Raw genomic sequence first — 24,132 nt, forward strand, 5'->3', positions numbered from 1 at the left:
TCTACTTTTGATGTCCTTTTGAACTTTTTCTATTCACTAGTTCAAATATATCTTTTTTCTCAAGATTATAAGCTTTTCCAAAACCTAAAATAGCTTCCCCTGAAACAACTTCAAATTCAAAAAAACTAAAATCTTTCATATCTTTTAACATAGAAACAGTACTTCCATGTTTATCCTCAAATAAAGAGATTAATTCATTAAATTCATCTGTGTCTCGAGATAGCTTTTTTGTAGAACATTGATAAACAACTCTTTTTCTAGCAAAAATATTTTCACAACTTTGTTCATCTTCAATAAAAAAGATTGAGCTATTTTTATTTTTTGTTAGATTATGCGAGTGTTTAGCCATAGTACTAAGGTAAACGTAAAATCTATTGTTTTTTAGTATAAATGGAGCATAACTTGTAAAGGGTAAGTTATGCTCATCTAATGAAGAGATTACTAAACTTTTGAATTCAGAAAGGAACTCTTTTATGCTTCTTTCGATGCTCTTTCCTTTCTTTTTGCTTTCATTTTGTTTAATGCAAGTCTTCTCATATCTGCAGTTGTATCAAGCTCATCCATGATTTCTAAACCAAGAAGAGTTTCAATACAATCTTCTAAAGTAATAATACCTTCTGTTTGGTCATAGTTATCAAGAACAATAAACATATGTTCTTTTTTCTGAATGAACTTGCTAAGTGCTTTTCCTACAGGAATATTCTCATTTAATGCAAAAACAGGTTTCATAATAGATTCCATTGTTGCATTTTTGTCTCTAATAGCTTGTTTGAAAAGCTTTTTAGTAAGAACTACCCCTACAATGTTGTCAATTGTTTCATCATATACTGGAACTCTTGAAAACTTATAAGTTCTTTTATCTTCTAAAATATCTTTTATAATAGAGTCTTTATTAATTGCATACATAACTGATCTAGGTGTTAAAATATCTTTGATTTTAATGTCATTTAATGTTAGAGTATTTTCTATAATATCTGACTCTAAATCTCCAATAACACCTTCTTCTTCACTTAATAAAGTCGTGTGAATTAACTCTTCTCTAGAAATTGAATCGCTGTTGTCTTTTCCTTTTATTTTCTTAGTAACAAACTGAGTTGCTACAATAATAGGATAAGTAATAATTACAAAGAACTTAATAATTCTTGCAGCAACAGGAGCTAATTGTTTCCAATAAACTGCACCAATTGTTTTAGGAATAATTTCTGCAAAGAATAAAATTGCAAATGTTAGTACCACTGATACAATCATTACTAATGTTTTGTCACCGCTGAATACATTTTGTGCTTGTACACCAATCGCAGTAGCACCTAAAGTGTTTGCAATAGTGTTAAGAATTAAAATTGAAGCAATTGAACTGTCAATATCTGTTTTTAAAGTTTTAAGAAGTTTACCTGCGTCAGGATTTTTTTCTTCTAAAACAGAAATATACGAAAAGTTAGTTGAAAGAATCACAGACTCTAAAACTGAACATAAAAAAGAAACGCCAATTACGGCTATAAAGAGGATAATTAAAAGTTCCATTTTGAACCTTTAAACTGTAGTAAGCTACGCCTCTGGGAACTATCTTCCAATAATTACTCCTTTGTTTGATTAAAATTAACAGCATATAATACCAAAATATATCTTTAAAGTATTCTTTTTTGACAAAAATTCAAAAATTTTTGTATAATTAGTTATATGCAATGAGGAGGCAATCATGGAATATGGATTAATCCCAAAAATTGACCAAGCTGCTCAGAATAATCAATTATTAGTTCAGCAGGTTCAACCTTCTAATGAAATTGCAAAACTTAAAGAAGGAAACGAACCTAAAGAGGTTATTCGTGAAGAGTTCTTAAAAGCAAAAGAGAGTGAAGAAACTTCTTCTACAGATGTAAAAGTTAACTCTGTACCATATCAAGAAGTTGTCCTTACAAATTTAAACTTTGGTTTTAATAACCAATCAAAAGACTTTTATGTAAAGGCTATAAGAGGTGAGGCTGAAAATCAGTATCCTACTGATGAGATGATGAGATTAAAAGCCTACTTGATTTCTCAAGCCAAAGAAGAAACAGCTTAAGAAGCTGTATAAGCTCCAAGCTGTTTCTTATATTAAGAGTTTATCTCTTTATCTAAATAATACCCTGTATATGATTTTGTTTTTTTATAGTTTGCTGCAAGTTGTTCTGGTGTACCTTCTGCAACAATTTGTCCACCTTTACTTCCACCTTCAGGACCCATATCAATAACCCAGTCAGAGTTTTTGATAATATCAAGGTTGTGCTCAATAACTAATACAGAATTTCCTACTTCAACTAAGTGGTGTAAAACTTTTGTCAGTCTATCAACATCTGCAAAGTGTAAACCAGTAGTTGGTTCATCTAGTACATAAAGAGTATTTCCAGTGTCTTTTTTACTTAACTCTTTTGATAGTTTGATTCTTTGAGCTTCTCCACCTGAAAGTGTAACTGCATTTTGTCCTAAAGTAATATATCCTAAACCAACATCTGAAAGTGTTTGTAATTTTGCTTTTATTTTAGGCACTTTTACAAAGAATTCTAAAGCTTCATCAACACTCATATTAAGTACATCAGAGATATTTTTGCCCTTGTATAAAATCTCTAAAGTTTGTGCATTATATCTTCTACCTTGGCAATCATCACATTTAACCATGATATCTGGTAAGAAGTGCATTTCAATTTTGATTTCACCTTCACCTTGACACTTCTCACATCTTCCACCTTTTACGTTAAATGAGAATCTACCAATTTTATATCCTCTAAGACTTGCTTCTTTTGTTTTAGAAAATAGTGTTCTAATCTCATCCATTAAACCTGTATATGTCGCTGGATTACTTCTTGGAGTTCTTCCAATAGGTGATTGGTCAAGATAGATAACTTTATCAAGCTTTTCTAATCCTTCAATTTCTACTCCATCAATTTTCTTAACTTTTTTTGCATGATTTAAAAGTTCTTTTGCAACAGGAAGTAGGGTTTGTAAAATAAGTGAAGATTTACCAGAACCGGAAACACCTGTAATTGATACAAGGTTTTTAAGTGGAAGTTCAACACTTAGGTTTTCAATATTATTGATATTTACATTATGAATTTTAATAAACTCTTCTTGTGCTCTATTGTGTAGATAATCAATTTTCTTTTTACCACTTACATATTGAGCAGTTAAAGTTTTAGCTTTGTTCATCTGTTTTAATGTTCCAGCAAAAACAATTTCTCCACCAAATTTACCTGCATTTGGACCAATATCTACAATATAATCAGCAGCTTCAATAGTCTCTTTATCATGTTCAACTACAATTACAGTATTACCTTTTTCTTGTAAGGCTTTTAGTGTTTTGATAAGTTTACTTGTATCTCTTTCATGTAAACCAATTGATGGCTCATCAAGTACATACATAACTCCTGTAAGTCCTGAACCAATTTGTGAGGCAACTCTAATTCTTTGAGCTTCTCCACCTGAAATTGTTCTTGCATCACGTCCAAGAGTAATATATCCTAGTCCTACGTCATATAAGAAGAAGATTCTTTCTTTTATCTCTTTTAAGATAGGAGCTGAAATCATCTTTTCTTGGTCAGAGAAGTATTCAAAGTTTTTTTCATCTTGGAAAAACTTGTGTGCTTCTTCTATTGGTTTATTTATAACATCTGCAATAGTTTTATTTGCTACAAAAACACTTTGAGATGAAGGCTTAAGTCTATTTCCTCCACAGTCTGAACAAACTTTTTCAGTCATAAATTCAGCCATCTCTTTTTCATCTTTAATCATGTCATAGGCAATTTTTACAATACCTTCCCATTTTCTTGTAAGACTATGTCTTTTCCAAGTGAACTTAGCCTCTTCAACTCCACCATGTAAAATTGATTTTTGTTGATGTTCTGGTAACTCTCTAAATGGGATTGTTATATCAATACCTGCACCTTCACAATAAGCCATAAGCATCTTAAAGTAGTAACCCTTGTTAAACCCATAGATGATTTTAATAGCTCCATCTTCTAGTGATAGCTCATCGTTTACTACTTTTTTCATATCTAAAGCATATCTAATACCTAAACCATCACAAGAAGAACAAGCACCTTTTGGTGAGTTAAAAGAGAATGATAAAGGCTCTAATGGTTCAAAAGATATTTTACAATCAAAACAAGCCATATGTTCAGAGTAGTGAATGTGTTTATCAACTCCAACTTGCTCATGGTTCATAACTTCAACTTCAAGCTCTCCAAAAGACTCTTTTAAACCTTTCTCAACATCTTGAGCGATTCTATCTTTGTTTTCTTCTTTTACTACAACTCTATCAATTACAACTTTGATTGTGTGCATTTTGTTTTTTTCTAGCTCAATATCTTCATCAAGTCTAGCCATAACACCATCAATCATAGCTCTTACATAACCTTTACCTCTTAAAGATTCAAGTAAGTCTGCAAAGGTTCCTTTTTTTCTATTGATTAATGGAGCTAAGATAACAATCTTTGAGTTATCTGGAAGTTTTAATACTTGTTCAATAACATCACTAGCACTCATTTGAGAAATAGGTTCTCCACATTTATGACAGTGTTGTTTTCCTACTCTTGCATATAAAAGTCTAAAATAGTCATATACTTCAGTAATAGTACCAACTGTTGACCTTGGGTTTTTAGAAGTTGTCTTTTGATCAATTGCAATAGCAGGTGTTAAACCTTCAATTCTTTCAACATCAGGTTTCCCTACTTTATCTAAGAATTGTCTTGCATAAGCAGAAAGTGATTCAATATATCTTCTTTGACCTTCAGCATATAAAGTATCAAAAGCTAAAGTAGATTTACCAGAACCTGAAAGTCCAGTGAAAACTACTAATTTATTTTTCGGAATCTCTAAATTTATATTTTTTAAATTATTTTCTTTGGCATTAAATATTTTGATTTTATCTTGCATAGTATTCCAATATCCGTTAAATTTTTAAGTGGGCATTATACCAAATAAAAATGAAACTAGATATAGATAAAATGTTAGTTAATAAAATTTCTCTCTTCTTTAGGTTAAAGTAATTATTATATAGATTATTTCTCTCTTAGGAAGTTATTATGACATATATAATTGGTGATGTTCACGGTGAGTTTGATGATTTAATACTATTGGCTAAAAAGCTTCCTATAGATAGTGAACTTATGTTTGTAGGTGATATTGTTGATAGGGGTGTAAAATCAAATGAAGTAATAAAGTTTATACGAGATAATAAATATAAATGTGCATTAGGAAATCATGAAAAGATGATGATTGATTATAGTAAATACTTTATAAAAGAGTATCCTAATATTCCATTTACAGGTTTTGTAGATACTTGGATAAAAAATGGAGGAAAAGAGACTTTAGAGTCATATAACTTAATAGCAGTAGACAAATATGATGGAAAACTAATTTGTAATAAAAATGATGAAGGCTTTAATCAATACAAAGAAGACATTAAATGGTTAAAGACTTTACCTTTATATATAAAACTAAATGAAAATAAAAATAATAAGCCAATAGTTATATCCCATGCTTCTTTTGCAGATGTTTGGCATTTAGCAGAGTTTGATATGAACCAAGAGATAGTAGAACAATATGCTTTATGGAATAGAAAACCTCCCAAAGAAGATTGTACTATTTTTAATATATATGGACACACTCCTATTTCTAAAGTAGATACAAGTAAACACTATATAAATGTAGATACTGGATGTTGTTACAAAAAAGAAGAAGATTTAGGTAAGTTAAGTGCATATTGTATAGAAACAAATGAAGTTATATCTGTCTAACTAGTTTTTTAATACTTTTGATTATAATAGTAATATATTATTGTTATATTAGGGAAAAAAGAGTTGGATAAATATATAAATAGTTTCGAAATACAAAATGAGACATTTTATTACTATGATATAAAAGCTGTAATAGAAGAGAATAAAAGTTTAAAAAAACTACCAGTTGTTCTAAAAATACTTTTAGAAGCAAATTTAAGAAATGCAAATAGTGAAAATGAATTTTTAGAAATAATCAAAATCTTTGAAAAGAAAGAAAGAAAAGAGATTAGTTTATATCCTTCACGGGTCATAATGCAAGATTATACAGGAGTATCTGTACTTGTTGACCTAGCTTCAATAAGAGACTCTTTTAAAAACCTAGGAAAAAATGTAGAAGAAGTAAATCCTAAAATAATGGTTGATTTAGTTGTTGACCACTCTTTAGATATATATACAGATAAAGAAGAATATAGCTTTGATAGTAATATAGAAAAAGAGTATGAATTAAATAAAGAGAAATATCAGTTTATAAAATGGGCACAAAATAGTTTTGATAAGTTAAGGGTGGTTCCACCAGGGTCTGGTATATGTCATCAAGTAAACTTAGAATACCTATCTACTATTTTACACTTAAAAAGAATCGAAGATAAAAACTTTATATATCCAGAGACCTTAATAGGGACAGACTCCCATGCTCCTATGATTAACTCTTTAGGAGTATTAGGTTGGAAAGTAAATGAAACCCAAGCAAAAACATCAATACTTGGAATGCCTGTATCTTTAATTTTACCACAAGTAGTAGGAGTGAATATACATGGTAAGTTAAAAGAAGGAGTTACTTCTTCTGATTTAGTATTAACATTAACAAGTAAACTTAAAGAGTATGATATAAAAGGAAAGCTTGTAGAGTTTCATGGTGAGGGATTAAGACATCTAACTTTAGAGGATAGATCTACTATAGCAAATATGGCACCAGAGTATGAGGCTATTTGTTCATTTTTTACTATAGATGATAAAACAGTAGACTACTTTAATAAAACAAGAGATAATGAAGACTATGCTTATTTGTTAAAAGAGTACTTACAAAGACAAGAGCTTTTTTATAGTGATGAGGTATTAGAGTTTGATGAAATCATAGATTTTGACTTAGAAGAGTTAGAACCTGCAATTGCTGGACCAAATAAAGCTCATTCACATATAAAAGTAGATGAACTAAAAGAACAACAGATTAATAAAAGTGGTTCTTATTTAAAAGATTTAGATGTGGTTGTTGCATCTATTACCTCTTGTACTACAACATCTAATCCATATCTAATATTACATGCAGCACTAGTAGCAAAAAAAGCTTATGAGTTTGGGCTACATACAAAAGAGCATGTAAAGACATCTTTTTCTCCTGGGTCTTTAGCAATCAAAGAGTTTTTGAAAAAGCTAGACTTACTTAAATATTTAGAGCATCTAGGTTTTTATATTTCAGGTTATGCTTGTGAGAACTTTGGAAATTTAGAAGATAAGTATGAGTTTGATATTAAAGATAATAAACTAGATGTATGCTCTTTAACTTCAGGAAATAAGAATTTTGAAAAGAGACTTCATCCTTTAATTAACTATAATTATCTATCATCACCTTCTTTAGTAGTTATTTACTCTATAGTTGGTTCTACAAAGTTTGATTTATTTGAGGATGTAATAAGTACTATAGATGATAAAGATATATATCTTAAAGACTTGTGGCCTAGTTCTAAAGAAGTAGGGGATTACATGAGTGAGTTAGATTACACTTTATATAAGGATATATACAAAGACATCTTTAAAGGAAATGAGTTTTGGCAAAGCTTAGAAGTAGAAGATAGTAAAAACTATAAATGGAATGAAAACTCTACATATATACAAGGTTCTTTATTTTATGAAGAAAAAGAAGAGGATAGCTTAAATATACAAGGAGCTAGAATACTAGCAATGTTTGATGATGAAATAAGTACTGAACAGATTTCTCCTATGGGACAAATTCCTTTATACTCTACATCCTCAAAGTATTTAGAGCAAAAAGCAGTTAAGTCTTTTGAATATAATACCTTTGGAAGTAGAAAGGCAAATGCAGAGCTTATAACAAGAGGACTATTTGAGCATCCAAAGCTAAAAAATAAAATGGTATCAAAGGAGGGTGCTTATACCTTTGATTATGAGAATAATGAAATTGTCTCTATATATGAAAAGTCGCAAAAGTTTAAAGAGATAAAAAAGCCACTTATTGTTATTGCAGGAGAAAACTTTGGTAAGGGTGAACAAAAAGAGTGGGCAAGTAAAGGAATGAATCTTCTTGGAGTAAAAGCAGTTATTGCAAAATCCTTTGATGAGAAGTATAGAAAGGATTTAATCTCTTATGGAGTATTACCTTTAGAGTTTATAGATGATGATATAGAGTCTTTAAAACTAAAAGGTGATGAGAACTTCTCTTTTGAAATGGATATTTTAAAAGTAGAGGGAAAACTAAAAGCTTATATAAATAGAGGATTTGATGAGGTACAAATTACTTTAAAAATAAAAATTGATACTAGTTTAGAGTTGAAGTATTACAAAAATGGAGGAGTTTTTCCATTTTTGTTTAATAGTTTTAGATAGTTTTATAAACCATAGATATAAAAATCACAATATATAAAAGTAGAATATACTTCTTATATGATGTTGATTTTATACTATTTTTTAGTTTTATTCCAAAGTATACACCAATAAGTGAAGCTATACCAACAGTTGCACCTTCTTGAAATAGCATTTGATTATTTACAGTTAGTGATGTAAAACCTGCAACTGATGAGAAGATAACAAAAAATAGTCCCAATGATGTAGCTTTTTTTAAATCATAATTTAAAAACCTTACAAGTAGGGGAGTTAAAAGAATTGAACCACCAACTCCTATACTCATAGCAATAGCTCCAATTAAGGCTCCAATAATAAATAAAAAGAATTTGTTACTGCTTTTCTTTTCTTCTTCATTGATTTCAGCAGGAGACTTAAAAATTGAGATTATAGAGTAAAGTAAAATAGCTATGAAAACATATTGTAAAGTTTCATTTGAAAAGTTTGTGATAATAAAACCACTTTGTAAACCTCCAAAAAAGCCTCCAATACCGATAATTAAACCATCTTTTAAAACATTTTTAGCTTTTTTAGAGTTTAGAAATGAACCATAAATTGAAGAGAAAACCATTTGCATAATAGAAATAGCAACAGCTTCTTTCATAATAAAACCAGCAAATAGAAGCATAGGAACAAGAACCATTCCTCCCCCAACACCGAAAAATCCTGAGATAAATCCTGTCATGGCTCCAAATGCTAAAAGTTCATACATTTTTTACTTCTTTATTGAGTTCATTGCGTTAATAAATCTATTATAATCTTCTTCTAGTTTTTTATCTTTATCACTTACATCAATACCATCTTCTTCTTTTAGAGCTTCTTCTAAAATATGAATTCTTTCAATAAGATATTTAAACATCTCTTTATTGATATCTGGTAAATCATCATGGGCAAGCTTGCAATTCTTTTTATCTTTTTTGATAATCTTAGCTGGAACTCCAACTGCTGTAGAGTTTTTAGGAACATCGCAAACTACAACTGAGTTTGCACCAACTTTAGAGTTTTTATCAATGATGATATTTCCTAATACTTTAGCTCCACTTCCAATAACTGCATTAGCCCTAATAGTAGGGTGACGTTTTCCTTTATCAAGACTAACTCCACCTAATGTTACACCTTGATAAATAAGAACATCTTCTTCTATAACAGTAGTAGCACCAATAACAACTCCAATAGCATGGTCAATAAATACTCTTCTTCCAATAGTAGCAGCTGGGTGAATATCTGTTTTAGTTAGAAGAGAACCTAATCCAACTAAAGCTCTAGCTGTTTTTGTCCAACCTTTATTATAAAGTCTATTTGCAATTCTATGATTAACTATAGCCCAAACTCCAGGGTAGTTGAAAAATAGTTCAAAGCTAGAGTTTAAAGCAGGGTCATTTTGTTTAGGAACAGAAAAATCCTCTTTGATTTGTTTCCATAACGATATTTTCTTTTGTTCATTTAAAATATGTGTTTTTATTTTTTCATGTATATTTTGTTCATTTTTTTCAGTCATTATAACTCCATGCAGTTTTTAGATAGCTATTTTCATGTAAATATTTTTCTAAAATTTTATAAGTGTTTTTATCTAAATTCTTTTCTAAAATATTCTTGATATCATTAGTGTCATAATCAATATCTTCTAGGATATCAATAATCTTTTGTGATTCAATAATCTTTTCTAGTTTTAATTCGTTGTTTTCAAAAACAACATTTACTTCAGTTGGATGAGAGAATAGGTTATGTCTCATTCCTAGTGTATCTTGATAAGCACCAACATTAAAAAATGCAAGGTAATACTCTTCTTTTTCTAAATCAACATTATGTAAATATAAAGGTTTGTTTGCATCAAACTCTATTTCTCCATCACTATCACAAGTAATATCCCATAAAGAAGCACTTCTTGTAGGCTTTTTATCTAAATGAGTAATTGGCATAATAGGAAACTCTTGGTCTATTCCCCAAAAATCAGGAAGTGATTGGAAAATAGAGAAGTTTAATAGATATTTTTCTTGAATTTTATTATCAATTCTTTTTAACTCTTCATAATCCTCAACTTCTAGTAAGCAAATAGATTTTTTAATAATTAGTTGTGCTAGTATTTCTGCATTACTTCTATCTTGTAAATCTATATACCCTAAATCAAAAAGTTTTAATAAAGATTCTAAGTGATCCATACTATCATGCATATACTCTAAAGCAGTTCTTCTATTAATATCTTCATATAATGCATTTAACTCTTCAATTAAAGGAGGGTTAACTTCTTTTAATCTTAAGTTATTTTCTTCATATTCTGCTGAGAATAGTTCTAAAACAGGTGTTATTAAAACCGTACTATTTGCAGAAATAAATCTTCCTGATTCTGTGAAAATATTTGGTTCTTCTACACCTTTTTGTTTAGCAATATTTTTAAGTGTAAAGATTACATCATTTGCAAACTCTTGTAAATGATACTCTGTTGTTCTATGGTATTGAGAGTATTCAACAGCTAAGCCTCCACCAATATTAATAGCACTTAGGTTTTCAGCACCCATGTTTTTAAGTTCAGCATATATATGACCTGACTCTTTTAAAGCTTTTTTTAGTGGCTTAATAGTTGTCATTGCAGAACCAATATGGAAATGAATCATTGTTAAACAATGAAGTAAGTTATTTGCTTTTAGTAGTTCATAGGCTTCTAAAATCTCTGTAGAACTAAGTCCAAACTTTGAGTCAATTCCTCCTGATTTTGCCCATGCTCCATCACCACTATTAAATAGCCTAACTCTAATTCCTACATTTGGTGTTGGTAAAGATGTCTCTTTTTCTACTTCTAACATCATTTCAAGTTCAGTTAAACCTTCAATGATAATAGTGATATTATGACCCATTTTTTTAGCAATAAATGCAATATGAATCATCTCTTTATCTTTAAATCCATTTATAGTAATAGGTGCACCATGTTTATTATAAGTCATGGCTAAGATAAGCTCAGCTTTACTTCCAGCTTCTAAACCATAACCAAACTCTTCTCCTGATTTTATAAGAGGTAGCAAAAAGTTTGGTAATTGGTTTACTTTTAAAGGAAAAACTGCGTTGAATTTTCCTTTATAGTCATACTCTTTTATAGCATTATTATATAATGTAAACAGTTTTGTAATCTGTTTTTTAGTTAGATGTGGAAATCTAAGTAGTAAAGGACCTTTGAAGTCTTGTGCTCTAATGTCTCTTACTATATCTACAAGTGCAGGCTTTGATGCATGATTTATTTTTGCTAAACCATCTTCAATAAAAAAGTTATCATCAGCCCAAACATCTATACCATAATTTTCCAATATTAAAAGTCCTCAATCTTAATAGTTTTTTCTTCTTGTGTTTCGATATTTTTTACATAAATAGTGTTATCATTTAGTTCATTTTCACCAATTAAAGCAACAATATTTGCTCCTTGCTTTTCTGCAAGTTTAAAGTGCTTTCCAAAACCTCTTGATGTATATTCCATAATAGTTTTTGTAGTTTTCCTTTTTTTATTTACAACTTTAGATACTAAGTTTAATGCTTTATTATCCATTGCACCTACATAAACTATATCCTCTTTTTGTTCTTTCATTTTTACAAGTTCTAGTAATCTTTCAATACCAATTGCAAATCCAATACCAGGAGTTTCTCTTCCACCAAGGAATTCAACAAGTTTGTCATATCTTCCTCCTCCTGCAATTGCACTTTGTGCTCCAATCTCATTTGAAGTAAACTCAAATGCAGTTTGAGAGTAATAATCTAAACCTCTAACTAGATTTGTATCTATCTCATATTTAATGCCATTGAAGTCTAAAATCTCTTTTAATTTTTCAAAATCAGTATCGCATTTTTCACAAAGATTATTAGTGATTTTAGGAGCATTGTATAATAGTTTTTGGCAGTTTTCATTTTTACAGTCTAAAACTCTAATTGGATTTGTCTCAATCCTTCTATTACAGTCTTCACAAAGCTCATTTTTAAAACTTGTTAAATGCTTAACTAGGTTTTCTCTATACGTTGGCATACAAGTTGGACAACCAAGAGAATTAAGTTGTAAAGTAAACTTAATTTCAAAGAAATCAAGGATATCTTTTAACATCATAATAATGTTTGCATCCTCATAAACAGAAGCTTGACCAAACACTTCACAACCAAATTGGTGGAACTGTCTTAGTCTTCCTTTTTGAGGTCTTTCATATCTAAACATTGGTCCATAGTAGAACCATTTATATGTTCCCCCAGCTCTATCAAATTTATTTTGAACAAAACTTCTAACAACACCAGCAGTTCCCTCAGGTCTTAAACATACGTCATTTTCACCTTTGTCAATGAATTGATACATTTCTTTATTTACAATATCAGAGCTTTCTCCTACAGATCTTTTAAAAAGGGCTGTTTCTTCTAGTATAGGAGTCTCAAGATATGAAAAACCATAGTTCTTTGCAATTCTTGATGCATTTTCAATAAAGTATGTAAAGTACTTACTGTCTTCACCTAAAATGTCATTCATCCCTCTTAAACTTTGAATATTAGCCATTAATAAATCCTTCTATCTTTTGTGAAATTTCTTCGATGCTTAGGCTTGCATCAATATAAATATGATTTAAATTTAACATCTCTACTGTTTTTTTCATTCTATCTTGAATGTCAAGTAAGTAATCAATACCCCTTGATTCTATAGAGTCATTTGTTTTTCCACTTAATCTTTTTGTTAATTCTTCTTTTGATAATTCAAGTAAGATAACATGACTAGGTAGTGTATTTTGTGTTGCTATAAGGTTTAAGCTTGTAACAACCTCTAAAGGCAACTCTTTAGCATAAGAGATACCACTAATTACACTTCTATCACTTACAACCATCTTTTCTTCGTTAGGCTTAATAACTTGTTCTATATGTTCAGCTCTATCTGCAAGAAATAAAAACATTTCAGCAGTTTTACTTGTCGCTTCACCATTTAAAGCCATTGCTCTTAGTTTTAAACCTATTTCTGTTCCACCTGGTTCTTTTGTAAATACCGCTTCTTTGTGGTTCTTTTTTAAAATATCAAGTTGAGTTGATTTACCAGCTGTATCAACTCCTTCAATTACTACATACATTTTAATACCTCGTCTGGAACAAGATGACAGAACTTACCATCAAACCTAATGATTTCTCTTACAATTGTTGAAGAAACAAAGGCATTTTCTAATGTTGGCATTAGATAAAGTGTTTCTAGCTTTTTATTGATTGATGAGTTTGCATAACCCATTTGTAATTCATATTCAAAATCTGAAACGGCTCTAAGCCCTCTAATAATAGTATGTACTTCAAGCTCTGTTGCTAAATCAACTAATAAAGTATCAAAACCAATAACTCTAACTGTTTCCATATCTTTAGTTGCAGCTTTTGCAAACTCAACCCTTTGTTCATGGGAAAACATTGGACCTTTTCTTTCGCTTTTTGCAACTGCAATAACAACTTCATCAAAGATATTTGTAGCTCTTCTTATAATATCCATGTGACCATTTGTAATTGGGTCAAAAGTCCCACTATAAATAGCTTTTCTATAAGAGTCAATAGGTTTTTTAATTTTTTCTGCCATCGTTATTCCCATCTTTTATATAAATTGTGGTCAATTTTTAATAAATCAAACCATTTTCCTATCATAAAATCTTCCATCATTTCTAGTGAATCCTGCTTAGAATAGTATGCAAGTGTAGGAGGAGCAATAGTTACACCTAGTTTTGAAAGTTTTAGCATATTCTCCAAAGCAATTGAAGAGTAAGGCATTTCTCTAGGAGCTAAGATAATATCTCTATTCTCTTTTAGCATAACTGTAAATGCTCTAGTGATTAAGTTATCACTAATTCCAACAGCACATTTTGCAAGAGTATTCATAGAACATGGAAGAATAATCATCTTGTCTGTTTTAAACGAACCCGATGAGATAGGGGCTTCTATTTGAGTTTCTTTATAGATAAATGAGTTTTCTCTTTCATTTATCAAATCTTTTATATTTATGTTTTCTTCAAGTTTTAAAGCTTTTTTTGCGCTCTTAGAAATAACCGCATGTACTTCTACATTGCTAGGAAGATTTTGTATTAATTTTAAACCTAGTCTAGAACCACTAGCACCAGTTATAGCAACAACTAATTTCATTTAAAACCTTTTTTGATTTTTAGAAGAAATAGATGTTATCAAAAATTCACTTTATTTTCAAAAAGAGCCATAAAAATACATCAAAAAATTATTGAAAAGTGTATAAAATTTAATCTAATATTAAGCATTGTTTATATATCATTTTGTATAACTATTTTATATCTTTTATTTTACAGAATGTTAGCTAAAAAATATAAAATAATACTTTTTGTTAAAGGAAATAAGATGTCTAGAATTTTAAGTTTTGTAAGAGTTAATAACAACAATGAAGTTTATACTAAATCGCAAAGAGAAGGTATTGAAAATTATGTAGAAAAAAACAATATTTCTATTTCAGAAAATGTGGAAATTGAAATCGATACTCCTGACCAAGAAAGAAATATTTTGGATTTTTTAAAAAACTGTGAGTCTTCATCTACTCTTTTAATTTATGATTTAAATGTTTTTGGAAGAACAATTGAAACTATTTTAGAAGTAGTAAAATTTCTTTTATCAAATAAAATTAGAATAATTGTTGTTAAACAAAATCTTGATTTAATTGATGATAAAGATATGTTAACTCAAATGATTCTTGGTGTTATCTCAATGACAATTGGGTTAGAAAAAGAGTTAATGAGTTTAAGAACAAAAGAAGCATTAACAGCAAAGAAATTAAAAGGTGAACATTTAGGTAAACCAAAAGGAACAATTCAAAAATCTAAGTTTGATAAACAAAGAGATAAAATTGAAGAGTTATTAGCTGTTGGATTATCTGTTAGAAAAATAGCAAAACTTTTAGGATATAATAATCACATAGGTTTAAATAACTATGTAAAGAAAAGAAATATTAGAAATAATCTTCCTAACACTTTAGACATCGCTAGTTAAATAGGAAGGTGAAAGAAGAGTGATATGTTTGCAATTTACAATAAGGGTGGCTTAAACTTTAGAAGCACTATAGATAATCTTTATTCTATGTCAAATGTTGAGTCATTAGCAGAAGCAAGAAATAATACAGAAGAGGGTTTACCTAAAGACCATACTGTTAAAGAAAAGAATAAAGAGCAAGGGCAAAATAAAAAATCCTTTGAACAGCTTTTAGAAAAAGATGCTACAAATACTTATAAAGAGATTGCAAACATTGATACAAAAGAACCCATTTTTCATATCAGTGATTTGATGAGAACTGATGTTATTACATTAGAGTCTAACAACACAGTAAGTGAAGCATATGAAATTATGGAAGAAAATGAAATAAGACAAATTCCTATTTTAGATGAACAAACAAAAAAAATCATTGGAATGGTAACTCACAAAGTACTTTTAGATTATATTTTTGATGATTTAGAGTACGCAGAACATAACTCACAAAAGACATTAGACAATTTAGAATTAAGAGAAGTTATAACAGCTCATCCTGTAACTGATATTAGGAGAGTTGCAAAAGTAATGGTTGACTTCTCTTTAACTGCAATTCCAGTTGTAGATGAAAATGACAATATCAAGGGAATTGTTTCAAGGGCAAATATTTTAAAAGCTGTTGCAAATACTCCTCCATTACAGATTTGGGGATAGGTCTTCAATCTATTTGATTGACAAATTTTGCAGTTTTTCTTATAATAGATAAAACAAAAATGAAAGGAAAACGATGATTGGTTCTGTTTCTTCAGTATCAGATGTATCAATGTCAGGATATGGTGTTAATGATGTTATATCTGGATTAAGCTCTGATGAGTACAGTACTATTAGATCAGTTCTTTCAAACTATGATTCTTCAAATGTTACAAGTGAAGATGCATTTGAAATAACTCAAGCCTTTGAAGAAGCTAATATTCAACCTTCAAGACAAATGTCTAACTTTATGGATAGCTTAGGTTTTGATGCTCAACAAATAGGACAACTTGCAAGTGTTTTACCTCAGAATGTTCAAGCTTCAAATCCATCTAACTCTTTAGATGAATTTAAAAAAGAGGAAGAGGCTTTAACTATTGCATTAAAAGATTTACTTTTAGAAAACAATGACAATAATGAAACACCATCTTTTTCTAAAGAACAAGTTGAAGATTTTGCAAGTAAAATTGCAGCTTTAAAAGATGACACAAAAGAATCAGTAAAACAGATGATTGAGAATATAAGTTCTCAAAGTTCTTCTTTAACACAAACTCAAACACAAAATATAGTTCAAAACTCATTAAGTCATATTTTAAGTGACTCTAACAACTACAACTCTTTTTCTATTTATGTATAGAAGAAACTCTTAAAATTATTAGATTAATTCTCACTTCAAACAACTTATAGTAAAATATTCAACTTTTTGAAAATGGAGAAATTATGAAAGTATTATTATTAAAAGACGTTAAGGGAACTGGAAAAGAAGGTGATGTAGTTGAAGTTAAAGACGGATATGGTAAGAATTTTTTAATTGGAAAAGGTCTTGCTCTTCTTGCTACAAACGAAGTTCTTAATAAATACAAAGCTCAACAAAGAAAGTTAGCAGAGATTGAAGCACAAGAGATTGCTGAAGCTAAAGAGCTTTCTGAGAAATTAAACTCTACAAAATTAACTATTAAACATAAAATTGGTGCAAATGGACACTTAATTGGTTCTGTTACTAATAAAGAGATTAGTGAAGAGTTAAAAACTCAATTTGATATTGAACTTGATAAAAAAGCATTAACACTTAAATCAAAAATCAAAGCAGAAGGTATTTTTGAAGTTGATTGTAAATTAGGTCATGGAATTCATGGTACTTTAAAAGTGGATATTATAGGAGTTCAATAGTGTTTGACGCAACTACGATACTTGCATATAAAGGACAAGGACAAGCTGTAATTGGTGGAGATGGTCAAGTTACTTTTGGAAATACAGTTTTAAAAGGTAATGCTACAAAGATTAGAAGACTATATAAAGACCAAATACTAGCAGGATTTGCAGGAAGTACTGCAGATGCTTTTAATCTTTTTGATATGTTTGAAACTCATTTAGAGTCAACAAAGGGTGATTTACTTAAAGCTGTTGTTGCTTTTTCAAAAGAGTGGAGAAAAGATAAGGTTTTAAGAAGACTAGAAGCAATGATGATTGTTTTAAATAAAGACCATATTTTTATTCTTTCAGGAACTGGTGATGTTGTTGAACCAGAAGATGGAAGTATTGCTTCAATTGGAAGTGGTGGAAACTTTGCAATTTCAGCAGCACGTGCTTTAGCAAAACACTCTGAGCTTAAACCAGTTGATTTAGTAAAAGAGTCATTAATGATTGCTGGGGAACTTTGTATATATACAAATCAAAATATTAAAATATTAGAGATAGAGGATTAATATATAATGGATATGACACCTAAAGAGATTGTAAATTTTTTAGATGATTATGTAATTGGTCAAAACAATGCTAAAAAAACAATCGCATTGGCATTAAGAAACAGATATAGAAGAATGAAAGTTGAACCAGAACTTCAAGAAGAGATTATGCCAAAAAATATTCTAATGATTGGAAGTACTGGTGTAGGTAAAACTGAAATTGCTAGAAGACTTTCAAAAATGATGGGATTACCATTTATTAAAGTAGAAGCATCAAAATATACAGAAGTTGGTTTTGTAGGAAGAGATGTTGAGTCTATGGTTAGAGATTTAGTTTTTGAATCAATCAATTTAGTTACAAAAGAGTTTGAAGAAAAAATCAAAGATAAAATAGACCAAGAGATTAATAAACAAATTATTGAAATATTAGTTCCACCTTTACCTGAAAGTGCAACTGATAGTGCAAGAGAATCATTTATTAAAACATACAATAAGATGGAAGAAAAACTTCTTGCTGGTGAACTAGATGATAAAAAAATTGAAATAGAAGTTCCTAAAAAAGCTCATGTTGAAATTATTGATTCATCAATGCCTATGGATATGAGTTCTATGCAAGAAAGCTTAAATAAAATGCTTGGTGGACTTAATAAAGAGAAAATCAAAAAAGAAGTAACTATCAAAGATGCTAAAGTTTTATTAAAAGATGTTGCAAGTGAAAGTTTACTTGACCAAGAAGCAATTAAAATTGAAGCAATTAAAAGAGCAGAAAATGGTGGTATTATTTTCTTAGATGAGATTGATAAGATTGCAACAGGTTCAAAAGCTCAAAATCAAGACCCATCAAAAGAGGGTGTTCAAAGAGACTTACTTCCAATAGTTGAAGGAAGTTCAGTTCATACAAAATTTGGTCAAATTAAAACTGATCATATTTTGTTTATAGCTGCTGGAGCATTTCATGTTTCTAAACCTAGTGATTTATTACCAGAGTTACAAGGAAGATTCCCTTTAAGAGTTGAGTTAGAAAACTTAAATGAAGATGCACTTTATCAGATTTTAACAAATACTAAAAACTCACTACTTAGACAATATAAAGCATTACTTGCTGTTGAAGATGTTGAATTAGACTTTGATGATGAAGCAATTCATGCCTTTGCTAAGTATTCAGTTAGTGCAAATGAAAAAACAGAGGATATTGGAGCAAGAAGACTTCATACTGTAATTGAAAAAGTTATAGAAGATATCTCTTTTGAAGCAGATACAAAAGCAGGTGAAAAAATTATTATTACAAAAGAATTAGTTGAAGAGAAACTAGATGATATTGTAGATAATGAAGATACAGCGCGGTATATTTTATAAAATTTATTAAATATATTTTAAAAGTTTAACTTTATTTTTGATAAAATGAATTAAATTGTAAATTGGAGTAAGTCAATGAAAATCGTAACATTTAAAGAAATTGAAGAATCATTAATTGATAGTAAACATACAGTTGAGCATTTTCAAAGTGGTTGTAGTGGTGATGCTCAAGTGGCAATCTTGGATATAGATACTATATTTGATTTTGAAGAAAACAAACATGAGGCTTGTGGTGAAGAGTTTATCTCAATTGCTATTGTTGATGATGAAGGTGATTTTGATGCCTTTAAAAACTTTGGTATTGATTCTTGGATTAAAGGAAGTGACTTACAAGATTTAAACTCATTATTAAACTTAATTGAAAAAAGGCATTTCTCATAATAATTGATTCTCACTGTCACTTAGACAATAGCCAGTATTACGACGATATTGATGAAGTAATAGTTCGTGCACTAGAAAATGGAATTAAAGGTTTTTTAATTCCAGGTGCAGACTTAAATGACCTTCCAAGAGCTCAAAAATTAGCAGAAAAGTATGATGAAGTTTTTTTCTCAGCAGGTGTTCACCCTTATGATATAGAACAGTATGATAGAAAGGTTTTAGAAGAGTATATCTCACACCCTAAATGCATAGCAGTAGGTGAGTGTGGTTTAGACTATTTTAGACTTCCTGAAGATGAGACTGAGAAAAAAGAAAATGTACAGCTACAAAAAGAAGTATTTATTGATCAAATTGAGTTTGCAAAAAAAGTAAATAAACCTTTGATTGTACATATTAGAGAAGCTTCAAATGACTCTAGAATGATTTTAGAAGAGTATAATGCAAAAGAAGTTGGTGGAGTATTACACTGCTTTAATGCAAGTGAGCATTTATTGCCATTAGCTAAGCATAATTTCTATTTTGGAATAGGTGGCGTTTTAACATTTAAAAATGCTAGAAAACTAGTTGAAGTTTTACCAAAGATTCCATTAGAAAAACTTATTTTAGAGACAGATTGTCCATACTTAACTCCTCATCCTCATAGAGGAAAAAGAAATGAACCTTATTATACAACTTTTGTGGCACAGAAAGTTTCAGAGCTTTTAAATATGCCATTAGAAGAAGTGGAGAAGCTTACTGTAGATAATACTAAAGCATTATTTAAGCAGTTTTCTAAAATAATTTAGATAAAATATTACCTATTTCATAAAAATAGGATAATATTTGAATAAAGTTTTCTCTCTTATATTAGTTTTCTCACTATACTCTTACGCATCATTAATTGGTTCAAGTTATTCTCAAAGAGATTTACAAATCTTAGAAGAGTTAGATATAACACCTTCTTTTATTAGTGATTACAAACTTCAAAGAGTTTACTCTCAATACCAAAGTAAATACAACTCAAGCAGTTATGTAGAAAAATTAAATGAAGCCTCTTTATTTGTACCAAAAATCAAAGAAATTTTAAAAGAAGAGGGAATCCCTGACGTATTTATTTATATGGCAATGGCTGAATCAAACTTTACTATGGATGCAAAATCTAGAGTAAGAGCAACTGGTTTATGGCAATTTATGAGTGCAACGGGAAGAAGATATGGTTTAGAAAATGACTTATATGTAGATGAAAGAATGGATTTAATCAAGTCTACAAAAGCAGCAGCTGATTATTTAAATAGATTACATAGATTATTTGATAAGTGGTACTTAGCAGCAATTGCGTATAACTGTGGTGAAGGTAGAGTTATTGAGGCAATTACACGAGCTACAATTGACCTTTATGTAGAACAAAACCCAAAAATGAAATATGATAAGAGAATATTAGAGTATAGAAATACTATTAGAGCTTATCAAGAAAAAAGAGTTAGATTTAAAGAGATTAGAAAAATTTATAATGTGGTTAAAAAATGGGATACAAAGCCTGATATTAACGACTTACTAACTGTTCAAAATAAAATTAGTAGACAATATATTCCAAGTGAGAGTAGAAGCTATATTAGAAAAATTATCTCTTTAGCAATGATGAAATCTCAAAGTTTTATTAGAGATGAAGAAAACTCTCATCTTTTAAATATGGGGATTTCAACTACAGTTGCAACTGTTCCAGTAAAAGGTGGATTGCATTTAAGAAATATTGCAAACTCAATTGGAATGAGTTATGAAGAGTTATTAGAACTAAATAAACATATTAAACAATCAATTATTCCACCTACTAAAAAAGTATATGAGATAAATATTCCATATAGTAGATTAAGTAGATTCAATGAAGCAAAAGACAGTATTAAAGACACTAAGTTTTTAGTTCACATTGTAAGAAGTGGAGACACTTTATATGGTCTTTCAAGAAAATATAAAATTCCATACAGTCTTATTAAAGACTACAATAATTTAAAATCAAATATGCTTTCTTTAAAGCAAAAGATTATTTTGCCAATTCCTAAAGATATGTTAGGAAAAATTAAATTTTCAAATGATAGATATAGAACTGGTAAAAAGTATACTGTAAAGAGTGGAGACTCTTTATATTCTATTGCAAAAAGATATAAAATTAAAGTAGAAAAATTAAAAAGAGATAATAATCTAAAAACATCACTTTTAAGAATTGGAGATAAAATTGTTATCAGGTAAGTCAATAAAAACAACACTATTTTTAGGAGCTTGTGCATCTATTTTTTTAACAGGGTGTTCAACAAAAACTACATCAGGTTCATACATACCTTATTATGGAAAGACTGAAAAGAAGAAGACATTTAAGCCTTTAGGTGATCAAGAGATTAAAAACTCTAAGGCAATGCACCGTGCAACAATGAGACCTTATAAAGTTCATGGAAAATGGTATTACCCAACTTTAGCAAAGGTTGGAGATACTCAAAGAGGTATTGCATCTTGGTATGGACCAAACTTCCATGCAAAACTTACTTCAAATGGTGAGATGTATGATATGTATGCAATGACAGCAGCACATAAAACTTTACCAATGAACTCTATGGTAAAAGTAGACAACTTAGAAAATGGAAAGTCAGTAGTTGTAAGAATCAATGATAGAGGACCTTTTATTACTGGAAGAATTATTGACCTTTCAAATAAAGCGGCCCATGCAATTGATATGGTAGGAAAAGGTACTGCAAGTGTTAAAATTGAAGTATTAGGTTTTAATGCAAAGATTGCAACTACTAAAGAAGAGAAACAAGAAACAGCAACTGTTGGAAGATATTATGTTCAAGTTGGAGCTTTCAGCAGATTAGAGGGTGCAAAAATTACAAAAAGAAAGTTTGAGCTAATCCTTGAAGATGGATATAATGTTATAATTAAAAAAAGTGATTTAAATAGAGTTTGGATTAGTGGGTTTAGATCAGAGCAAGAAGCACAAGACTTTAAAGAAGCAAATGGTCTAAGTGGTGCACCAATTATTGCAAAATAGGAATATAGTATGACAGAGATAAATAGAAAAACAAAAGAAACAGATATTAAATGTAAAGTAGATACAAAAGGTAATGGAAAATCAAATATAAATACTGGCGTAGGTTTTTTTGACCATATGTTAGAAGCCTTATCCAAACACAGTGGAATTGATATTGATTTATCTTGTGATGGAGATTTACATATTGATGCTCACCATACGGTAGAGGATTGTGGTATTGTTTTAGGTAAAGCACTTAAAGAAGAAATTTTCCCTATTGAAAATGTAGAAAGATATGGAAATGCAACTGTAGTTATGGATGAAGCTGCAACTACATGTGCTTTAGATTTATCAAATAGACCTTTTTTAGTTTATGAAGTTAATTTAAGTGGAAAAGTAGGTGAGTTTGATGTAGAACTTGCAGAAGAGTTTTTCCATGCCTTAGTTATGAACTCAGGTCTTACATGTCATATTATAAATGAAAGAGGAAGAAATAAACACCACATTTTAGAAGCTAGTTTCAAAGCCTTTGCAGTTGCATTAAGAAGAGCAATGGCAAGAAATGAAAAACTAGGAGTTCCTAGTACAAAAGGTGTTTTATGATTGAGTTAATTGTTCTTGATGTTGATGGAACATTAACAAATGGACAAATAACATACACTAATAGTGGTGATGAACTTAAATCATTTGATGTTGCAGATGGTTTAGCAATTGCTACGTGGACAAAAAAACTTGGTAAAAAAGCAGCAATTATTACTGGAAGAAACTCTAAAATAGTTGAAACTAGAGCAAAAGATTTAAATATTACTCATCTTCATCAAGGTATTCACAATAAAGATGAAGTTTTAGAAAATATTTTAAAAGAAGAAAACCTTTCTTGGAATCAAGTTGCAGCTATTGGTGATGATTTAAATGACTATAAAATGCTTAAAAAAGCTGGTCTTTCATTTACTCCTGCAAATGGTTCAAAATATATTGAAGATGTAGTGAATATAAGATGTGAAGCGTATGGTGGAAGTGGTGCTGTAAAAGAGATGATTGAATATATCATTAAAGAAGATGGAATTGAAGAGGAATATGTAAACTCATGGTTATAAGAGCATTTGTTTTAATTCTTCTAGTTTTATCAGTAACTAGCTACTTTATACCAGTTGAAAATATAATTAAAAAAGACAATGAAGTAGAAACTCCTTTATTAGTATTTAATGATTCTACAATGTATACACTAACAACTGATAGTATGAATAGAATTGTTTATGCAAAAGAAGTTTATAGATTTGAAAAAAGAGATGTAATGCATGAAGGTGCATTAACTTTAAAAAACTTCGATAGTAAAAACAACTATGTGACAGATGTTTTATACTCTGATATTATTGTGAAAAGAGGAGATATCTATAAGTTCTTTAAAAATGTGAGATTTAAAAGAGAAGACTTTATCTCTTTAAATACAGATGAACTTTTTTATAATGCAAAAGAAGAGATTGTAACGAATACTCTTCCTTTTGATGGTAATTATTATAATAATACTATTAAAGGTGACAATTTATATTTAGATATGAAGAGTTATTTTATGAAATCAAATAATACACATTTTGAAATAGATATGAAGAATAAATAAAGG

Annotated in this window: 26 protein-coding genes; 16 read left to right on the forward strand and 10 right to left on the reverse strand. The window is 29.4% G+C overall.

Features of this window, described 5'->3' with window-relative positions; genetic code table 11:
* Window position 1: 1 nt before the first annotated feature.
* Window positions 2–523 (reverse strand): HugZ family protein, encoded by a 522-nt coding sequence (locus tag CRV02_RS03670; protein ID WP_129089215.1) that lies wholly within the window; start codon window positions 521–523, stop codon window positions 2–4.
* Complete coding sequence (locus CRV02_RS03675; RefSeq protein WP_129089216.1) at window positions 472–1,521, reverse strand: hemolysin family protein; 1,050 nt, start codon at window positions 1,519–1,521, stop codon at window positions 472–474. The genes CRV02_RS03670 and CRV02_RS03675 overlap by 52 nt, the downstream gene beginning before the upstream one ends.
* 175 nt (window positions 1,522–1,696) lie before the next feature.
* On the opposite strand from CRV02_RS03675, the gene CRV02_RS03680 reads away from it, so the two are divergent.
* The gene (locus tag CRV02_RS03680) at window positions 1,697–2,059 is read left to right on the forward strand and encodes a hypothetical protein (RefSeq protein ID WP_129083335.1); all 363 of its coding nucleotides are present in this window, start codon (window positions 1,697–1,699) and stop codon (window positions 2,057–2,059) included.
* A gap of 32 nt (window positions 2,060–2,091) precedes the next feature.
* On the opposite strand, the gene uvrA is transcribed toward CRV02_RS03680, so the two are convergent.
* On the reverse strand, window positions 2,092–4,905 hold the full coding sequence (uvrA, locus tag CRV02_RS03685) for an excinuclease ABC subunit UvrA (RefSeq protein ID WP_129089217.1): 2,814 nt from the start codon (window positions 4,903–4,905) through the stop codon (window positions 2,092–2,094).
* Between the two features lie 149 nt (window positions 4,906–5,054).
* On the opposite strand from uvrA, the gene CRV02_RS03690 reads away from it, so the two are divergent.
* Window positions 5,055–5,768, forward strand: coding sequence for a metallophosphoesterase (locus CRV02_RS03690; RefSeq protein ID WP_129089218.1), 714 nt, complete (start codon window positions 5,055–5,057; stop codon window positions 5,766–5,768).
* A gap of 63 nt (window positions 5,769–5,831) precedes the next feature.
* Window positions 5,832–8,372: an aconitate hydratase AcnA gene (acnA, locus tag CRV02_RS03695; RefSeq protein ID WP_164968956.1), complete on the forward strand. Its 2,541-nt coding sequence runs from the start codon at window positions 5,832–5,834 to the stop codon at window positions 8,370–8,372.
* On the opposite strand, the gene CRV02_RS03700 is transcribed toward acnA, so the two are convergent.
* The 7 genes from CRV02_RS03700 to CRV02_RS03730 all read right to left on the reverse strand — a co-directional run bounded on the left by CRV02_RS03700 (window position 8,365) and on the right by CRV02_RS03730 (window position 14,504).
* Window positions 8,365–9,099, reverse strand: coding sequence for a sulfite exporter TauE/SafE family protein (locus CRV02_RS03700; RefSeq protein WP_129089220.1), 735 nt, complete (start codon window positions 9,097–9,099; stop codon window positions 8,365–8,367). The genes acnA and CRV02_RS03700 overlap by 8 nt on opposite strands.
* Window positions 9,100–9,102: 3 nt before the next feature.
* Window positions 9,103–9,816 (reverse strand): serine O-acetyltransferase, encoded by a 714-nt coding sequence (cysE, locus tag CRV02_RS03705; RefSeq protein ID WP_375137083.1) that lies wholly within the window; start codon window positions 9,814–9,816, stop codon window positions 9,103–9,105.
* Window positions 9,817–9,877: 61 nt separating this feature from the next.
* Window positions 9,878–11,683 (reverse strand): biosynthetic arginine decarboxylase, encoded by a 1,806-nt coding sequence (gene speA, locus CRV02_RS03710; protein ID WP_164968957.1) that lies wholly within the window; start codon window positions 11,681–11,683, stop codon window positions 9,878–9,880.
* A gap of 2 nt (window positions 11,684–11,685) precedes the next feature.
* Window positions 11,686–12,903 carry a histidine--tRNA ligase gene (hisS, locus tag CRV02_RS03715; RefSeq protein WP_129089222.1) on the reverse strand — a complete coding sequence of 406 codons (1,218 nt, stop codon included), beginning with the start codon at window positions 12,901–12,903 and terminating at the stop codon, window positions 11,686–11,688.
* Window positions 12,896–13,462: a dTMP kinase gene (gene tmk, locus CRV02_RS03720; RefSeq protein ID WP_129089223.1), complete on the reverse strand. Its 567-nt coding sequence runs from the start codon at window positions 13,460–13,462 to the stop codon at window positions 12,896–12,898. The genes hisS and tmk overlap by 8 nt, the downstream gene beginning before the upstream one ends.
* Window positions 13,453–13,947, reverse strand: coding sequence for a pantetheine-phosphate adenylyltransferase (gene coaD / locus CRV02_RS03725; RefSeq protein WP_129089224.1), 495 nt, complete (start codon window positions 13,945–13,947; stop codon window positions 13,453–13,455). Before coaD ends, tmk begins: the two co-directional genes overlap by 10 nt.
* A 2-nt stretch (window positions 13,948–13,949) precedes the next feature.
* Window positions 13,950–14,504 carry a UbiX family flavin prenyltransferase gene (locus CRV02_RS03730; protein ID WP_129083345.1) on the reverse strand — a complete coding sequence of 185 codons (555 nt, stop codon included), beginning with the start codon at window positions 14,502–14,504 and terminating at the stop codon, window positions 13,950–13,952.
* Window positions 14,505–14,729: 225 nt separating this feature from the next.
* Between CRV02_RS03730 and CRV02_RS03735 the strand changes: the two genes are divergently transcribed.
* The 13 genes from CRV02_RS03735 to CRV02_RS03795 all read left to right on the forward strand — a co-directional run bounded on the left by CRV02_RS03735 (window position 14,730) and on the right by CRV02_RS03795 (window position 24,129).
* Window positions 14,730–15,371, forward strand: a complete 642-nt coding sequence (locus CRV02_RS03735; protein WP_129089225.1) for a recombinase family protein — start codon at window positions 14,730–14,732, stop codon at window positions 15,369–15,371.
* A gap of 24 nt (window positions 15,372–15,395) precedes the next feature.
* Window positions 15,396–16,058 (forward strand): HPP family protein, encoded by a 663-nt coding sequence (locus CRV02_RS03740; RefSeq protein ID WP_129089226.1) that lies wholly within the window; start codon window positions 15,396–15,398, stop codon window positions 16,056–16,058.
* A 73-nt stretch (window positions 16,059–16,131) separates the two neighbouring features.
* Complete coding sequence (locus tag CRV02_RS03745; protein ID WP_129089227.1) at window positions 16,132–16,731, forward strand: hypothetical protein; 600 nt, start codon at window positions 16,132–16,134, stop codon at window positions 16,729–16,731.
* An 83-nt stretch (window positions 16,732–16,814) separates the two neighbouring features.
* Complete coding sequence (gene rplI, locus CRV02_RS03750) at window positions 16,815–17,264, forward strand: 50S ribosomal protein L9 (RefSeq protein ID WP_129083349.1); 450 nt, start codon at window positions 16,815–16,817, stop codon at window positions 17,262–17,264.
* Window positions 17,264–17,800: an ATP-dependent protease subunit HslV gene (gene hslV / locus CRV02_RS03755; protein WP_129083350.1), complete on the forward strand. Its 537-nt coding sequence runs from the start codon at window positions 17,264–17,266 to the stop codon at window positions 17,798–17,800. The genes rplI and hslV overlap by 1 nt, the downstream gene beginning before the upstream one ends.
* A gap of 6 nt (window positions 17,801–17,806) precedes the next feature.
* Window positions 17,807–19,135 (forward strand): HslU--HslV peptidase ATPase subunit, encoded by a 1,329-nt coding sequence (gene hslU, locus CRV02_RS03760; protein WP_129089228.1) that lies wholly within the window; start codon window positions 17,807–17,809, stop codon window positions 19,133–19,135.
* Between the two features lie 75 nt (window positions 19,136–19,210).
* Window positions 19,211–19,516 carry a hypothetical protein gene (locus CRV02_RS03765; protein ID WP_129083352.1) on the forward strand — a complete coding sequence of 102 codons (306 nt, stop codon included), beginning with the start codon at window positions 19,211–19,213 and terminating at the stop codon, window positions 19,514–19,516.
* Between the two features lie 2 nt (window positions 19,517–19,518).
* Window positions 19,519–20,301 (forward strand): TatD family hydrolase, encoded by a 783-nt coding sequence (locus CRV02_RS03770; protein ID WP_309109248.1) that lies wholly within the window; start codon window positions 19,519–19,521, stop codon window positions 20,299–20,301.
* Between the two features lie 37 nt (window positions 20,302–20,338).
* Complete coding sequence (locus CRV02_RS03775; protein ID WP_129089230.1) at window positions 20,339–21,739, forward strand: lytic transglycosylase domain-containing protein; 1,401 nt, start codon at window positions 20,339–20,341, stop codon at window positions 21,737–21,739.
* Window positions 21,726–22,532 (forward strand): septal ring lytic transglycosylase RlpA family protein, encoded by an 807-nt coding sequence (locus tag CRV02_RS03780; RefSeq protein ID WP_309109246.1) that lies wholly within the window; start codon window positions 21,726–21,728, stop codon window positions 22,530–22,532. Before CRV02_RS03775 ends, CRV02_RS03780 begins: the two co-directional genes overlap by 14 nt.
* 9 nt (window positions 22,533–22,541) lie before the next feature.
* Window positions 22,542–23,114, forward strand: coding sequence for an imidazoleglycerol-phosphate dehydratase HisB (gene hisB, locus CRV02_RS03785; RefSeq protein ID WP_129089231.1), 573 nt, complete (start codon window positions 22,542–22,544; stop codon window positions 23,112–23,114).
* Window positions 23,111–23,608, forward strand: a complete 498-nt coding sequence (locus CRV02_RS03790; protein ID WP_129083356.1) for an HAD family hydrolase — start codon at window positions 23,111–23,113, stop codon at window positions 23,606–23,608. Before hisB ends, CRV02_RS03790 begins: the two co-directional genes overlap by 4 nt.
* The gene (locus CRV02_RS03795; RefSeq protein WP_129089232.1) at window positions 23,599–24,129 is read left to right on the forward strand and encodes a hypothetical protein; all 531 of its coding nucleotides are present in this window, start codon (window positions 23,599–23,601) and stop codon (window positions 24,127–24,129) included. Before CRV02_RS03790 ends, CRV02_RS03795 begins: the two co-directional genes overlap by 10 nt.
* The last annotated feature ends 3 nt before the right edge of the window (window positions 24,130–24,132 follow it).

This window comes from Arcobacter sp. CECT 8989 (assembly GCF_004116715.1).
GTDB lineage: Bacteria > Campylobacterota > Campylobacteria > Campylobacterales > Arcobacteraceae > Halarcobacter.

What these genes read in the sequence shown, in the direction of transcription:
- CRV02_RS03675 (WP_129089216.1), bottom strand. Translation starts at nt 1,521, where the DNA reads ATGGAACTTTTAATTATCCTCTTTATAGCCGTAATTGGCGTTTCTTTT.
- CRV02_RS03680 (WP_129083335.1), top strand. Translation starts at nt 1,697, where the DNA reads ATGGAATATGGATTAATCCCAAAAATTGACCAAGCTGCTCAGAATAAT.
- uvrA (WP_129089217.1), bottom strand. Translation starts at nt 4,905, where the DNA reads ATGCAAGATAAAATCAAAATATTTAATGCCAAAGAAAATAATTTAAAA.
- CRV02_RS03690 (WP_129089218.1), top strand. Translation starts at nt 5,055, where the DNA reads ATGACATATATAATTGGTGATGTTCACGGTGAGTTTGATGATTTAATA.
- CRV02_RS03700 (WP_129089220.1), bottom strand. Translation starts at nt 9,099, where the DNA reads ATGTATGAACTTTTAGCATTTGGAGCCATGACAGGATTTATCTCAGGA.
- hisS (WP_129089222.1), bottom strand. Translation starts at nt 12,903, where the DNA reads ATGGCTAATATTCAAAGTTTAAGAGGGATGAATGACATTTTAGGTGAA.
- tmk (WP_129089223.1), bottom strand. Translation starts at nt 13,462, where the DNA reads ATGTATGTAGTAATTGAAGGAGTTGATACAGCTGGTAAATCAACTCAA.
- coaD (WP_129089224.1), bottom strand. Translation starts at nt 13,947, where the DNA reads ATGGCAGAAAAAATTAAAAAACCTATTGACTCTTATAGAAAAGCTATT.
- CRV02_RS03730 (WP_129083345.1), bottom strand. Translation starts at nt 14,504, where the DNA reads ATGAAATTAGTTGTTGCTATAACTGGTGCTAGTGGTTCTAGACTAGGT.
- CRV02_RS03735 (WP_129089225.1), top strand. Translation starts at nt 14,730, where the DNA reads ATGTCTAGAATTTTAAGTTTTGTAAGAGTTAATAACAACAATGAAGTT.
- CRV02_RS03740 (WP_129089226.1), top strand. Translation starts at nt 15,396, where the DNA reads ATGTTTGCAATTTACAATAAGGGTGGCTTAAACTTTAGAAGCACTATA.
- CRV02_RS03745 (WP_129089227.1), top strand. Translation starts at nt 16,132, where the DNA reads ATGATTGGTTCTGTTTCTTCAGTATCAGATGTATCAATGTCAGGATAT.
- rplI (WP_129083349.1), top strand. Translation starts at nt 16,815, where the DNA reads ATGAAAGTATTATTATTAAAAGACGTTAAGGGAACTGGAAAAGAAGGT.
- hslU (WP_129089228.1), top strand. Translation starts at nt 17,807, where the DNA reads ATGGATATGACACCTAAAGAGATTGTAAATTTTTTAGATGATTATGTA.
- CRV02_RS03765 (WP_129083352.1), top strand. Translation starts at nt 19,211, where the DNA reads ATGAAAATCGTAACATTTAAAGAAATTGAAGAATCATTAATTGATAGT.
- hisB (WP_129089231.1), top strand. Translation starts at nt 22,542, where the DNA reads ATGACAGAGATAAATAGAAAAACAAAAGAAACAGATATTAAATGTAAA.
- CRV02_RS03790 (WP_129083356.1), top strand. Translation starts at nt 23,111, where the DNA reads ATGATTGAGTTAATTGTTCTTGATGTTGATGGAACATTAACAAATGGA.
- CRV02_RS03795 (WP_129089232.1), top strand. Translation starts at nt 23,599, where the DNA reads ATGGTTATAAGAGCATTTGTTTTAATTCTTCTAGTTTTATCAGTAACT.